Genomic DNA, 13,729 nt, shown 5'->3' with positions numbered 1-13,729 from the left:
ATTGCGTGAGCATTGCGCATTTTAGCAGCTATATAGCGATATAAACTGCTGTCATAACATCTTTTACTTTATTTGTTTTAGTGGAGGCGTCATGTACGGTTCGGTTAAGGTCTGGCAGGAAACGATTTCATTACCGACGTGGACGACGGGTACGGAAGATCCGAATCCGATGTTCCTTGAGAAACGGGTGTATCAGGGCTCTTCCGGCAGCGTCTATCCCTACGGCGTGATTGATACGCTCACCGGCGAGCGGGAAATGCGTGAATATCAGGCACTCTGGATGGAGAATGACTTTATTCGCATCATGCTGCTGCCGGAGCTTGGGGGCCGCATTCATCGGGCGTATGACAAAGTCAAACAACGCGATTTTGTCTATTACAACGAAGTGGTTAAGCCGGCGCTGGTGGGGCTGCTTGGGCCGTGGATCTCCGGCGGCATTGAATTCAACTGGCCACAGCATCACCGTCCGACCACCTTTATGCCGGTCGATTTTTCGATCCAGCAGAGAGAAGACGGTGCGCAGACCGTATGGATGGGGGAAGCTGAGCCGATGCGCGGTTTGCAGGTCATGACCGGGTTTACGCTCTATCCTGACCGCGCGCTGATTGAAATTACCGGGAAGGTGTTTAACGGTAATTCGACGCCGCGTCATTTCCTGTGGTGGGCCAACCCCGCGGTCAAAGGCGGCGATGCCCATCAGAGCGTGTTCCCACCGGATGTGACCGCGGTCTTCGACCACGGCAAGCGTGACGTCTCCGCGTTCCCGATTGCGACCGGCACCTACTACAAGGTTGACTACTCCGCAGGCGTTGATATTTCCCGCTATAAGAACGTCCCGGTGCCAACCTCCTACATGGCCGAGAAATCGGACTACGATTTTGTCGGTGCTTATCACCATGACGAGCGCGGCGGGCTGCTGCATGTCGCCGATCACCATGTCTCGCCGGGGAAAAAACAGTGGAGCTGGGGCTACGGTGATTTCGGCCAGGCCTGGGACCGCAATCTGACCGATGAAAATGGTCCCTACATCGAGCTGATGACCGGCGTGTTCACCGATAACCAGCCTGACTTTACCTGGCTTGCGCCTTATGAAGAGAAGGTGTTTGTGCAAAACTTCCTTCCCTACAGCGAATTAGGGATGGTGCAAAATGCCAACACGCAGCTGGCGCTGAAGCTGGTTCGCGAATCTCAGCAGCTGCAGGTCGGCGTGTATGCCATTGCGCCGCTGGAGAATATCGTGGTTGAGCTTAGCGACGACAATCAGCCGCTTTATGAAACGCAATTGTCGCTCAGGCCGGGTGAGAGCTGGCTCCAGACGCTACCGGAAAACGGCGCCGGGCGGTTGACGCTCCAGGTGAAAACCGCCGAAGGCCAGGCGCTGCTGGACTATCGGGAGCATCAGGCCCAGGAAACCCCACTGCCCGAACCGGCCACCGCGCCAGCGCTGCCGGAAGCGATCCACAATGGCGATGAACTCTATTTTATCGGCCAGCATCTTGAACAGTACAACCACGCAAGCCGCTATGCCGCCGACTACTATCGCCGGGCGATTGCACTTGATCCGCAAGATTATCGCAACAACGTCGCTCTGGGGACGCTGGCGTTTAATAGCGCCGACTGGGCCTGCGCTGAGCAGTGTGCCCGTGCGGCGTTGCGCCGCGCCCATCGGCTGAATAAAAACCCGCGCGATGGCGAAGCCAGTATGCTGCTGGCTAATGCTCTGGAACGACAGGGCGATGATGCCGGCGCCTGGGATCATTATTACAAAGCTTCCTGGAGCGGCAACTGTCGCGATGCGGCCTGGTGGTCATTGGCACGTCTGGCGATGAAGCGCGGTGATACGGCCGACGCGCTGGAAAAAGTGAATATCAGCCTGCAATTCAATACCAGTAACCATCTGGCGATGGGGCTGAAAACGCTGGCGTTGGCGCAGGCTGCGTCGATTCATGACGCGCTGGAATACAGTGCCGCCTGTCTTGAACGCTATCCGCTGAGCTATCCGTTGCACTGCGTGCGCTGGATGATTGCGCCTGGCGATGAGGCTCGCGAGAACCTGTTGCGTGTGACCGGGGGCAGAGGGATTAACGCCAGCCTGCTGGCGGGGTGGCTGTTATCGCTTGGGCAAAAGCAGGCGGCAACAGAGGTGCTCGCGCTGCTGGATAGCCAGGAGGCGCTGCCGCTGCTGTGGCGCGCCTCGTTAAGCCATGACGCGACGCAACGGGAACAATTTATCGCGGCGGCCGAGAAGTGCCATGCCCGAAAAGTTCGTTTCCCCAACACGCTCGACGAAGTCCAGATGTTGCAAACCCTGGGAGACAGCGCCTTTGCGCAGTATCTGCTGGGCTGTTTCTGGTACAGCAAGCGGCGCTATGACGACGCGGTAGGCTGCTGGCGCAGGACGCTGGAAACATCCCCGGATTATGCACCGGCGCATCGGTTGCTGGGGGTCTACGCCTGGAACAAACAGCAGGATGCACGGCAGGCGCTGGCCTGTTTGCAACGCGCCGTCGCGCTGGAGCCAGACAACGCCCGCTTCCTCTTTGAACTTGATTTTCTTAAGAAATTACTGGGCACTCCCGTGGCTGAACGCCTGGAGACGCTGGCGGCACGTCAGGCGGTGGTGCACAAGCGCGACGATCTGACCGCTGAACTGTTAAGCCTGTGGCATATCACCGGTCATTACGCCGAAGCGGCCTCTGTGCTCAGCTCGCGGGTCTTTCACCCCTGGGAAGGGGGCGAAGGGAAGATGACCGGCCAGTATTTGCTTAATCAGCTTCACCGGACGTTATGTTCTGTTGCACAACATGAGTATCTGTCAGCGGCGCAATATCTGCATGAGGCATTGCACTATCCCCACAACCTGGGGGAGGGGCGACTGCCAGGGCAGACGGATAACGATATCTGGTATCTGCTGGGGTATTGCGCGGAGCAGTCCGGAGAGACGCAGCAGGCAGCGCAGTACTATCAGCGCGCTCTGCAAGGCGGATCTACGCTGGATGCCGGGCGCTACTACAACGATCAACCCGCCGATTACCTTTTCTGGCAGGGCATGGCGTTACGTAAGTGCGGCAATACCGCCCAGGCCGAGCAGCATTTCCGCAGCTTTATCTCCTGGGCGGAACAGCATCGGGATGACGTTCCGCAGGCTGACTTTTTCGCCGTCTCTCTCCCGGACCTGGTGGTCCTCGATGTATCAGCTCAGCAGCAGCATCAACAACACTGCTTGTTTATTGAAGCGCTTGGTCATCTGGGGCTGGGCAACGTATCCGCCAGCCAGCAGGTGATGCAGCAGCTTCTGCACATCAATCCTGCTCATGATAAGGCGCATTTGATTCACCATGCCCTGCAAAGCGGCATTTTTTCCTGAACCTCAAACGGGCGGGCTGGTCCCGCCTGAACCCTACTGTTCCCTGCGTTTCCCTTATAGAGGAATCATTATGAATAACGCGCAGACACATCTGAAAATGGGCTACGTCTGGACTATCTGTCTGGTTGCCGCCTGCGGTGGTTTACTGTTTGGCTATGACTGGGTGGTGATTGGTGGCGCGAAGCCATTTTATGAAGCCTGGTTCTCGATTACTGACCCGGCGCAGTCCGGCTGGGCTATGAGTTCGGCGCTGGTGGGCTGCGTTTTTGGCGCGTTAATCTCGGGGTGGTGCGCCGATAAACTGGGGCGCAAGCTGCCATTAATTCTCTCTGCCGTTCTGTTCAGCGCCTCGGCGTGGGGGACGGCGCTGGCCAGCAATTTCGACATGTTTGTGTTTTACCGCATTGTGGGCGGGGTGGGCATTGGCCTGGCATCGGCGCTCAGTCCGCTGTACATCGCCGAAGTCAGCCCGGCCGAGAAAAGAGGGCGCTTTGTGGCGGTCAACCAGCTCACTATCGTGATTGGCGTGCTGGCGGCCCAGCTGATCAACCTGATGATTGCTGAGCCGGTGGCGACGGGAGCAACCCAGCAGATGATCGTGGAAACCTGGAACGGTCAGACCGGCTGGCGCTGGATGTTTGGTGCGGAGCTGGTGCCGGCGCTGGCGTTTCTGGTGCTGATGTTTTTTGTGCCGGAGTCCCCGCGCTGGCTGATGAAAGCCGGTAAGACAGAGCGTGCGCGCGCCGCGCTGGAGCGTATTGGCTCTGCCGATTACGCCGACAGAATATTGCGTGAAATCGCGCATACCCTGGAAAAAGATAACAACAAAGTCTCCTACAGCGCCTTGCTGGCGCCACACGTTAAACCGATCGTCATCATTGGGATGGTGCTCGCGATATTTCAGCAGTGGTGCGGGATTAACGTCATCTTTAATTACGCCCAGGAGATTTTTGCCTCGGCGGGATTTGATATCAACAGCACCCTGAAATCGATTGTGGCGACCGGGGTGGTAAACCTGGTGTTCACGATTGCCGCCCTGCCGCTGGTGGATAAAATCGGCCGCCGTAAGTTAATGCTGCTGGGGGCCAGCGGGTTGACGGTGATCTATGTGCTGATCGCCGGCGCTTATGCCATGGGCATTATGGGGTGGCCGGTATTGCTGCTGGTGCTGGCCGCGATTGCTATTTACGCGCTGACCCTGGCGCCGGTGACCTGGGTACTGCTGGCGGAAATCTTCCCTAACCGCGTCCGGGGGCTGGCGATGTCTTTGGGGACGGTGGCGCTGTGGATTGCCTGCTTCCTGTTAACCTACACCTTCCCACTGCTTAATGCCGGGCTGGGGGCATCAGGTAGTTTCCTGCTGTACGGCGTGATTTGCGCTGCCGGATACCTCTACATTCTGCGCAACGTGCCGGAAACGAAGGGCATTACCTTAGAAGCGCTGGAGGAGCAACTGGCACAGCGGCATGCCGGTGGCCAGGCGATGAAACACGAGCAGACCCGCTAATGACGCAGGTGTTGATGCTGGAAAACGCGCATCTGAGGATGCGCGTCTCAACGTTGGGCGGCAAAGTGCAAAGCCTGTTTTCGTCACGCTATCAGGTGCCGGTGCTGTATGAAAACCCGGCTGGCGGCATGTTTCCGATGCTGCCACTGGCTAATCGGGTGGCCGGAAACCGTTTTAGCTTCCAGGGTCGCGAGGTCCTGCTGCCGCACCATCATGCCGATGAGCAATTCTTCCTGCACGGCGACGGCTGGCTGCTGCCATGGGAGGTGCTGGAACAAGCTGACCACTCCTGTCTGTTGCAGTTGCGCCAGCAGCACCCCTGCGGTTTTGATTATCAGGCCCGGATCCGCTATGAACTGCAGCACGGGACGCTGATCGCCACGATGACGCTGGTGCATTGCGGGCAGACCCCCATGCTGTACGGCGGCGGTTTTCACCCGTTCTTCGCCTTCGATCAGCACAGTCTGGTGCAGTTCGAGGCGAGCGGCCACTGGCCGGAAGGCGCATCGCATTTGCCTCTGGGCTGGCGCGGCGATCTGCCTGAAGGCGGGGATTTCTCCCGTCCGACGTATGGCGAAGATCGCTGGTTGAATGTCTGCTATTCCGGCTGGAACGGCGTCGCGAACATACAGCGAAGCGTGATGTCCGTCACGATTTCATCACAAACTCCGTGGTTGATGCTGTTCCGCATGTCGGGTGAACCGTTTATCTGCCTGGAGCCGCAGAGTCATCCGGTCAACGCGCACAACATGGCGGGGCAGCCAGGTCTGGTGGTTTTGGGGCCGGGAGATAGCGTTTCATGGGGGGTGAAAATCACCGTCGATTAGGGGTTGTTTCGCGGAGGCACTCAAAATCCCTGGCTTGCGCCGGCTATGCTTTATCGCCAGACTATCGCCTCCATTCAGGAGGGAATCATGGTTTTGCACTCCACGCGCTGGCTGGCGCTTAGTTACTTCACCTACTTTTTTAGCTACGGCATCTTCCTGCCATTCTGGAGCGTCTGGCTGGCCGGGACGGGCTTAACGCCGGAAACCATCGGTATGCTGCTGGGGGCGGGGCTGGTGGCGCGTTTCCTCGGGAGCCTGTTGATTGCCCCGAGGGTCAGCGATCCCTCCCGCCTGGTATTCGCCCTGCGTGTTCTGGCGCTGCTGGTGCTGCTGTTTGCGCTGGCCTTTTGGGCCGGGAACCACGTCGCCTGGCTGACGTTGGTGATCGTCGGCTTCAACCTCTTTTTCTCTCCGCTGGTGCCGTTGACCGACGCGCTGGCGAACACCTGGCAAAAACAGATCACCATGGATTACGGGCGCGTGCGTCTGTGGGGGTCGGTGGCTTTTGTCATCGGTTCGGCGCTGACCGGTAAGCTGGTCAGCCTGTTTGATTACCGGGCGATTCTGGTGCTGCTCAGTCTCGGGGCCGCCTCGATGCTGTTGGGGATGCTGCTGAAGCCCTCGGTGATGCCGCAAGGTGAGTCTCGTCATCAGGAAGGGGCGGGGCTGGCGGCCTGGCTGACGCTGGTGCGCCAGAGCTGGCGTTTTCTCGCCTGCGTCTGTTTGTTGCAGGGCGCGCATGCCGCCTACTACGGTTTCAGCGCCATCTACTGGCAGGAGGCCGGATACTCCGCCTCGGCCATCGGCTATTTATGGTCGTTGGGCGTCGTGGCGGAAGTGGTTATCTTTGCGCTGAGCAAAAAAGTATTCAGTCGCTTCAGCGCCCGGGAACTGCTGCTGATTTCGGCGGTGTGCGGCCTGATACGCTGGACGCTGATGGGGGCGACTACCGCGCTGCCGTGGCTCATCGTCGCGCAGATCCTGCACTGTGGGACTTTCACGGTCTGCCACCTGGCAGCGATGCGTTATATCTCCGCACGTCAGGGCAGCGAAGTGATTCGCCTGCAGGCGGTCTACTCCGCGGTGGCGATGGGCGGCAGTATTGCCATCATGACGGTGTTTGCCGGTTTCCTATACCAGCATCTACATCAGGGAGTGTTCTGGGTGATGGCGCTGGTGGCGCTTCCGGCGCTGGTGCTGCGGCCGAAAGCGGTCGCCTAATCCTCCAGCATCTTACAAATATGCTGCCGCTGGTGATCGCTGAAGGTCTCTTCTGCGTGAAACAGCGGCGGCGAAAACAGCGGCAGCGCGGTCGCATAGGGCGTGATGACCAGGGTCACGCCTTTCGGGGCCCCTTCTTTCTGGAAGGTATGCACGCTCTGATATTTAATGGTGAGCGGCAGCAGAGTCAGCTCGCGTAACTGCAGTTCCAGCGCCTGTTCACGGTCAGGATTATCATGGGTGAGCAGCACGACCTGTTTCTCATGCAGGTCGCTTTTTTGCATCAGCCATGCGCCGAATATCACCGCAATTAACCCCACTTCCTCCTGATTGAAGACGATTTCATACGCGGCTTCAAACTCGCTCAGTGCCTGTTGGGTGGTGCGCATCAGGCGCGGATAGAGTCGGCTAATCTCCTCCGGTAAGGCGTTATCGATGCCGATGGCGAACACGCTGCGGTTGAGCGCCTGCGACAGATGAATATACAGCTGATCGCTGAGTCCCTGGTCGTCGCTGAATGGCCGGCCCGCCAGCTGCTGGAAACGATGAATTAAGTGGGAAATCGCCAGGTGCAGCCGCCGGTCCTGATGGTGGCCATCGCGGATCGGGTCGGGGGTCTTCAGGAGCATAAACAGCAACGTCAGAAACAGCTGTTCACCCGCGTGCGGCGAGCTGGAGACCCGGCGTTGCCAGTGACGGACGATCTCCTGCGCCAACGTGAACTCCGCCGCTTCCTGCGCCCAGCGCTGCTGCTCGTGGGTGAAGTCTGGCGTCAGGCCCTGATGGTGCTGCAGCAGGCAATATTGCAGATACAGACACAGGAAATGCATATCCCGACAATCAAACTGCCGGTTGAGCGTGCGCGCGCAGCGATTGACCAGCGCCTGCAGGTTGGTGTCGTCATACAGCGTCCGCGCAATGCCCTGTCGTTTAAGCTGCGTTTTTAAGGCGGGCGTAAAATGGTGAGCAATAAAATGTGGGCATAAACGCAGCGCCCGCCGCAGGCCATGCAGCAGACACAGGCGTTGATCGATTACGGCGCCTTCAATCCGGTAGCTACCGTCCACCTGTGACGAGAGGGTCAATCGGTGGTAACGCTGAATTTCACGTTCCGTCTCCGTGATATCCTGCCGGGCCGTTGCTTCATCAACCTGGTTGATGTGGCTGAGCTGTTCGGGCGTCACTGACTGCCCTGGCAGGTAAAACATCAGGAGTACCTGGCTACGGCGCTGTGGACTGGAAAGCGCAGATGGTGGTTCAATGACGGTCATCATCTGGTGAGTTCCAGTTAGGGTTTTCGCTAAGAATAGCCAATGGATGAATGGAGATCAGGGCCGTTCGGCGGCTTTACGTCAGGAATGCTGGCGAAGTTCACAGAATTTTTCACGTGAGGAACGGATGAAGAGAGTGAAACAATGCACCAGTGCGGCATTTTTCATGGTTTTATCATTTAGTGTGCTAGCGCACCCGCATAGCTTCATCAGCATGAAAACGGACATCGTGACCGACAACGGGCTGCTGACCGGGTTTAAGATGCGCTGGACCATGGATGAGATCACCTCCGCAGACCTGCTGTACGATGCCGGAAAGGCGAAACCGGGGGATGAGGTCTGGAAAAGGCTGGCGGCGGAAGTGATGGCCAATGTTCTCGGTCAGCACTATTTCAGCGAGTTGTGGCATAACCAGCAGCGGGTCAAATTTGATAACCGGCCCGATGGCTATGGCCTTGAGCGCGAAGGTCATCAGGCGGTGCTGACGTTCACGATGCCGCTGGCAACTCCGCAACCCTTAGCGGGGCAAACCCTGACCTTGTCGACCTTTGACCCGACCTATTACGTTGATATGCATTATGACCACCCGAGCGACGTCACGCTGCCTGCCGCCTTACGCACGATGTGCAAGGTGAAGGTCATCACCCCGGAGCCAAATGAAAAAATGACGACGTTTGCGCTGGCGCTGGATAAAGCCGACGCGCCGCCGGAGGATATGGCGCTTGGAACCTACTTTGCTCAGAAGGTGACCCTGACATGTCAGTAATTCTTTCTCCCGCTGCCCGGGCGTCGCGTTTGCGTCAGCTGTGGCCGCTGGCCGTTTTTTTACTGCTGGCCACCGGGGCCGGCATCTGGCTCTGGCGCGCCTGGCCGCAGGTGTTGCTGCAAAGTACCATCTGGCAGCGGGCGTTGAATGTCGAGCTGAGCCAGCTATTACAGGCCGTGGCGGATAACCCGTCAGCGGCAGGTTTTACCCTTCTGGCCTTTAGCTTTATCTATGGCGTGCTGCACGCTCTGGGGCCGGGGCACGGCAAGATTGTGATTACCACCTGGCTGGCAACGCATCCGGCGAAGCTGAAATCCAGCATTGCCCTGACGCTGGCCGCCTCGCTGCTGCAGGGCGTGGTGGCGATTGTGCTGGTGGTAGTGGTGCTGACGGTGTTGCAGTTGCCCGCAAGGCAGCTGCATCTCAGCAGCTTCTGGCTGGAGAAAGGCAGCTATCTGCTGGTCGGCGTGCTGGGCCTGCTGTTGTGTTGGCGGGCGCTGAAAAAGCTGCGGGGACTCCTGCGCCGTCCTCGGTTTACCGCGTTTACGCCTCATCACGTTCATGATGCCCACTGTGGCTGCGGGCATCAGCATATGCCGGCGCCGGAGCAGCTCCAGAGCGGCGATGACTGGCGCGCACGGCTGGCGATCGTGTTGTCGATGGGGATGCGTCCCTGTTCAGGAGCGATCATGGTTCTGCTGTTTAGTAAGGTGATTGGCGTATTTAGCTGGGGCATGGCGGCGGCGCTGGCAATGGCGGCGGGAACGTCACTGACCATCAGTGGACTGGCGTTGCTGGTGCATGGTTTTCGTCAGCTAGCCGTGAAGCTGAGCGGGAGTAAAACGCCTCCTCTCTGGCAGCAAATTGGCTGGTCGACGCTGGCGCTCTCCGGCGGCGTCATTTTACTGGCGGCGTCGGTGGTGATGTGGAGTAGTGCGGTGCCGGGCGGCGGCGGATTGCGGCCGTTTTGAAAAACAACTTCCCCCCGGCGAACCGGGGGAAAGTGAGAGAGATTAACGCTTCAGCGCTTCGCTCAGTTCGTCACGCATGTTGGCCAGCATCGCTTTAACCACACGCGGGTTGCCCGCAACGATGTTGCCGGTGAGCAGGTAGTTATGACCACCGGTGAAGTCGCAAACGATCGCGCCAGCTTCGCGAGCAATCAGCTCACCAGCAGCGAAATCCCACGGCTTCAGCGCGATTTCAAAGTAACCATCAACGCGGCCAGCAGCAACGTAGGCCAGATCCAGAGCAGCAGAACCGGTGCGACGGAAGTCCGCGCATTCGGTAAACATTTTGCCCAGGATGTTCATGTAAGAGGTCGCGTGCTGTTTGGCTTTGAACGGGAAGCCGGTGGCGATAATCGTGCCATCCAGATCGCGAGCGGTGCTGCCACGCAGACGATAGCCGTTGAGCTGTGCGCCCTGACCACGGGTTGCAGTGAACAGTTCGTTGCGCATTGGATCGTAAACTACCGCCACTTCAGTACGACCTTTAATGCGTACGGCGATAGATACAGAGAAATGAGGCAGGCGTTTTACGAAGTTGGTGGTGCCATCCAGCGGATCGATAACCCATTGAACATCCTGATCTTCACCTGCGTGTTCACCGCTTTCTTCGGTGATGATGGTGTGCTGCGGGTAAGATTTGCGAATGGTTTCAATAATCAGCGCTTCGGCTGCTTTATCGACGTTAGTCACAAAGTCATTGCTGCCTTTCTGGCTCGTTTCTACGGAGTCTGGGGTTTCGTAGTGCTTGGCAATTAAATTACCCGCCTTGCGCGCTGCGCGCACGGCGATGTTCAGCATCGGATGCATCGGTCTCTCTCACTGGATGTTAAAGAACGGGAAAAAACGGCGCACATAATAACAGCCAAATCTCCTTATGTCTCCGTTTTATGATAGCATGCGTGAATAATCTTTAGCCGAAGAACCATAATGCTGCAAAATATTCGAATCGTACTGGTAGAAACATCACACACTGGAAACATGGGTTCCGTTGCTCGCGCCATGAAAACCATGGGGTTAACAAACCTGTGGCTGGTTAACCCGCTGGTTAAACCTGACTCTCAGGCTATTGCCCTGGCGGCGGGTGCCAGCGATGTGATCGGCAATGCGCAGATCGTCGATACTCTCGATGAAGCGCTGGCAGGCTGTAGCCTGGTGGTCGGTACCAGTGCCCGCTCGCGTACGCTGCCGTGGCCGATGCTCGACCCGCGTGAATGCGGTCTGAAGAGCGTGTCTGAAGGGCAGCATGCACCGGTAGCGCTGGTCTTTGGCCGCGAACGCGTCGGGCTGACCAACGATGAACTGCAGAAATGCCACTACCATGTTGCGATCGCCGCTAACCCGGAATACAGCTCGCTGAACCTGGCGATGGCCGTCCAGGTTATCGCCTATGAAGTGCGGATGGCCTGGCTGGCCGCGCAGGAGCAGGATGCCCCGGCGGTAGAGCACGACGAAACGCCTTATCCGCTGGTCGATGACTTAGAGCGTTTTTACGGTCACCTCGAACAGACTCTGATTTCCACCGGTTTTATCCGCGCCACCCACCCAGGGCAGGTGATGAATAAACTGCGTCGTTTGTTTACGCGCGCACGCCCGGAAAGCCAGGAACTGAACATTCTGCGCGGCATGCTGGCGTCGATTGAGCAAAAAAACAAAGAGCAGTGATGCCGCTTTCCCGAGGGTGCGCGGCATGCCCGGCAGACAAAAACGTAGGCCGCGCAAGCACATGAGCGCACGGAAGGTTAAATACCTGACTAAAACAGTCAAGTAAATAGTTGACCAATTTACTCGGGAATGTCAGACTTGCTCCTGCTATGCAATACCCATATTAATAAAAAGCCCGGGCAGGGGCGAGTTTGAGGTTAAGTAAGACATGAGACTGACATCTAAAGGGCGTTATGCTGTGACCGCGATGCTGGACGTTGCGCTCAACTCTGAATCGGGCCCGGTTCCGTTGGCTGATATTTCTGAACGTCAGGGGATCTCGCTGTCCTATCTGGAGCAGCTGTTTTCCCGTCTGCGTAAAAACGGTCTGGTTTCCAGCGTGCGTGGACCAGGCGGTGGTTATTTGTTAGGTAAAGAAGCCGGTAGCATCGCCGTAGGCGAAGTGATCAGCGCAGTAGACGAATCGGTAGACGCGACCCGTTGTCAGGGCAAAGGCGGCTGCCAGGGCGGCGATAAATGCCTGACCCACGCACTGTGGCGTGACCTGAGCGAACGTCTGACCAGCTTCCTGAACAACATCACCCTGGGTGAACTGGTCAATAACCAGGAAATCCTTGATGTTTCTGGGCGTCAGCATAGCCATGAATCCCAGCGCAATACCCGCACCCAGGACGCCATTGACGTTAAGCTGCGTGCGTAATACTCGTCTGGTTTCAACTTGTGGCCACGGTGCTGCAAGGTGAAACGGTCAGAGTCATAAAAGATAAAATAAAGATTTCAGAATCAGGCCGGGATGCTACGGCATCCCGTGTCCCCGGTCGTACATCAAGCCGGTTGCCTGGTTCCTTGCATTGAGTGATGTACGGAGTTAAAGAGCAATGAAATTACCGATTTACCTCGATTACTCCGCAACAACGCCGGTGGACCCGCGTGTTGCCGAGAAAATGATGCAATTCCTGACCCTGGACGGGACCTTTGGTAACCCGGCCTCTCGTTCACACCGTTTCGGTTGGCAGGCTGAAGAGGCGGTTGATATCGCCCGTAATCAGATTGCTGAACTGGTCGGTGCTGACCCGCGTGAAATCGTCTTTACCTCCGGTGCAACGGAATCCGACAACCTGGCTATTAAAGGTGCTGCTAACTTTTATCAGAAAAAAGGCAAGCACATTATTACCAGCAAAACCGAGCACAAAGCGGTGTTGGATACCTGTCGCCAGCTGGAGCGTGAAGGCTTCGAGATCACCTACCTGGCGCCACAGCGCAACGGGATTATCGATCTTAAAGAGCTGGAAGCCGCGATGCGCGACGACACCATCCTGGTGTCCATCATGCACGTGAACAACGAAATTGGCGTGGTGCAGGATATCGCTACCATCGGCGAACTGTGCCGTGCGCGTGGCATCATTTACCACGTTGACGCGACCCAGAGCGTAGGCAAACTGCCTATCGACCTGAGCCAGCTGAAAGTTGACCTGATGTCCTTCTCCGGTCACAAAATCTACGGACCTAAAGGTATTGGCGCACTGTATGTTCGTCGCAAACCGCGTATCCGCATTGAAGCGCAGATGCACGGCGGCGGTCACGAGCGTGGCATGCGTTCCGGTACTCTGCCTGTCCACCAGATCGTCGGTATGGGTGAAGCTTACCGTATCGCGAAAGAAGAGATGGAAACCGAGATGGCGCGTCTGCGCGGTCTGCGTAACCGTCTGTGGGAAGGCGTAAAAGATATGGAAGAGGTTTACCTCAACGGTGACCTTGAGCAGGGCGCGCCGAACATTCTCAACGTCAGCTTCAACTATGTTGAAGGCGAATCGCTGATTATGGCGCTGAAAGACCTGGCCGTTTCCTCGGGTTCAGCTTGCACCTCCGCAAGTCTTGAGCCGTCCTATGTGCTGCGTGCACTGGGCATGACTGATGAACTGGCACACAGTTCTATCCGTTTCTCTTTAGGTCGATTCACTACCGAAGAAGAGATTGACTACACCATTGATCTGGTTCGTAAATCCATCGGCCGTCTGCGCGATCTGTCTCCACTGTGGGATATGTTCAAGCAGGGCGTGGATCTGAACAGCATCGAATGGTCACATCATTAATCGGT

Annotated in this window: 11 protein-coding genes; 9 read left to right on the top strand and 2 right to left on the bottom strand. The window is 57.4% G+C overall.

Annotation, left to right across the window (positions count from 1 at the left end):
- The first annotated feature begins 91 nt into the window (after positions 1-91).
- The 4 genes from EDF82_RS10440 to EDF82_RS10425 all read left to right on the top strand — a co-directional run bounded on the left by EDF82_RS10440 (position 92) and on the right by EDF82_RS10425 (position 6,922).
- On the top strand, positions 92-3,367 hold the full coding sequence (locus EDF82_RS10440; protein ID WP_123755395.1) for a DUF5107 domain-containing protein: 3,276 nt from the start codon (positions 92-94) through the stop codon (positions 3,365-3,367).
- 70 nt (positions 3,368-3,437) lie between these two features.
- On the top strand, positions 3,438-4,874 hold the full coding sequence (locus EDF82_RS10435) for a sugar porter family MFS transporter (RefSeq protein WP_123755394.1): 1,437 nt from the start codon (positions 3,438-3,440) through the stop codon (positions 4,872-4,874).
- Positions 4,874-5,701 carry an aldose 1-epimerase gene (locus tag EDF82_RS10430; protein ID WP_123755393.1) on the top strand — a complete coding sequence of 276 codons (828 nt, stop codon included), beginning with the start codon at positions 4,874-4,876 and terminating at the stop codon, positions 5,699-5,701. The genes EDF82_RS10435 and EDF82_RS10430 overlap by 1 nt, the downstream gene beginning before the upstream one ends.
- 87 nt (positions 5,702-5,788) lie before the next feature.
- A complete protein-coding gene (locus EDF82_RS10425) occupies positions 5,789-6,922 on the top strand; it encodes a 3-phenylpropionate MFS transporter (RefSeq protein ID WP_123755392.1) in 1,134 nt (377 codons plus the stop codon).
- Here the strand turns inward: EDF82_RS10425 and csiE are convergent.
- Positions 6,919-8,196 (bottom strand): stationary phase inducible protein CsiE, encoded by a 1,278-nt coding sequence (gene csiE / locus EDF82_RS10420; RefSeq protein ID WP_123755391.1) that lies wholly within the window; start codon positions 8,194-8,196, stop codon positions 6,919-6,921. The genes EDF82_RS10425 and csiE overlap by 4 nt on opposite strands.
- 124 nt (positions 8,197-8,320) lie before the next feature.
- Between csiE and EDF82_RS10415 the strand changes: the two genes are divergently transcribed.
- Complete coding sequence (locus EDF82_RS10415; protein WP_123755390.1) at positions 8,321-8,959, top strand: DUF1007 family protein; 639 nt, start codon at positions 8,321-8,323, stop codon at positions 8,957-8,959.
- On the top strand, positions 8,950-9,930 hold the full coding sequence (locus EDF82_RS10410; RefSeq protein WP_123755389.1) for a nickel/cobalt transporter: 981 nt from the start codon (positions 8,950-8,952) through the stop codon (positions 9,928-9,930). The genes EDF82_RS10415 and EDF82_RS10410 overlap by 10 nt, the downstream gene beginning before the upstream one ends.
- A gap of 42 nt (positions 9,931-9,972) precedes the next feature.
- Here EDF82_RS10410 and suhB read toward each other — a convergent pair whose 3' ends face one another.
- Entirely contained in the window at positions 9,973-10,776 is an 804-nt protein-coding gene (suhB, locus tag EDF82_RS10405) for an inositol-1-monophosphatase (protein WP_123755388.1), read from the bottom strand.
- 120 nt (positions 10,777-10,896) lie between these two features.
- Between suhB and trmJ the strand changes: the two genes are divergently transcribed.
- The 3 genes from trmJ to iscS all read left to right on the top strand — a co-directional run bounded on the left by trmJ (position 10,897) and on the right by iscS (position 13,724).
- Positions 10,897-11,631, top strand: coding sequence for a tRNA (cytosine(32)/uridine(32)-2'-O)-methyltransferase TrmJ (trmJ, locus tag EDF82_RS10400; protein WP_123755387.1), 735 nt, complete (start codon positions 10,897-10,899; stop codon positions 11,629-11,631).
- 208 nt (positions 11,632-11,839) lie between these two features.
- Positions 11,840-12,331 carry a Fe-S cluster assembly transcriptional regulator IscR gene (iscR, locus tag EDF82_RS10395; protein ID WP_041146727.1) on the top strand — a complete coding sequence of 164 codons (492 nt, stop codon included), beginning with the start codon at positions 11,840-11,842 and terminating at the stop codon, positions 12,329-12,331.
- A 178-nt stretch (positions 12,332-12,509) separates the two neighbouring features.
- Entirely contained in the window at positions 12,510-13,724 is a 1,215-nt protein-coding gene (gene iscS / locus EDF82_RS10390; RefSeq protein ID WP_123755386.1) for a cysteine desulfurase, read from the top strand.
- Positions 13,725-13,729 lie beyond the last annotated feature (5 nt).

The organism is Klebsiella sp. BIGb0399 (assembly GCF_003752615.1).
GTDB classification, from domain to species: Bacteria; Pseudomonadota; Gammaproteobacteria; order Enterobacterales; family Enterobacteriaceae; genus Klebsiella; species Klebsiella lignicola.
This window is presented reverse-complemented; position numbering and strand designations above follow the sequence as displayed.

Excerpts from the sequence above, each read along its gene's own strand:
- iscR (WP_041146727.1), top strand. The coding sequence starts at position 11,840 with ATGAGACTGACATCTAAAGGGCGTTATGCTGTGACCGCGATGCTGGAC.
- iscS (WP_123755386.1), top strand. The coding sequence starts at position 12,510 with ATGAAATTACCGATTTACCTCGATTACTCCGCAACAACGCCGGTGGAC.
- EDF82_RS10415 (WP_123755390.1), top strand. The coding sequence starts at position 8,321 with ATGAAGAGAGTGAAACAATGCACCAGTGCGGCATTTTTCATGGTTTTA.
- suhB (WP_123755388.1), bottom strand. The coding sequence starts at position 10,776 with ATGCATCCGATGCTGAACATCGCCGTGCGCGCAGCGCGCAAGGCGGGT.
- EDF82_RS10425 (WP_123755392.1), top strand. The coding sequence starts at position 5,789 with ATGGTTTTGCACTCCACGCGCTGGCTGGCGCTTAGTTACTTCACCTAC.
- csiE (WP_123755391.1), bottom strand. The coding sequence starts at position 8,196 with ATGATGACCGTCATTGAACCACCATCTGCGCTTTCCAGTCCACAGCGC.
- EDF82_RS10435 (WP_123755394.1), top strand. The coding sequence starts at position 3,438 with ATGAATAACGCGCAGACACATCTGAAAATGGGCTACGTCTGGACTATC.
- EDF82_RS10410 (WP_123755389.1), top strand. The coding sequence starts at position 8,950 with ATGTCAGTAATTCTTTCTCCCGCTGCCCGGGCGTCGCGTTTGCGTCAG.
- EDF82_RS10430 (WP_123755393.1), top strand. The coding sequence starts at position 4,874 with ATGACGCAGGTGTTGATGCTGGAAAACGCGCATCTGAGGATGCGCGTC.
- trmJ (WP_123755387.1), top strand. The coding sequence starts at position 10,897 with ATGCTGCAAAATATTCGAATCGTACTGGTAGAAACATCACACACTGGA.
- EDF82_RS10440 (WP_123755395.1), top strand. The coding sequence starts at position 92 with ATGTACGGTTCGGTTAAGGTCTGGCAGGAAACGATTTCATTACCGACG.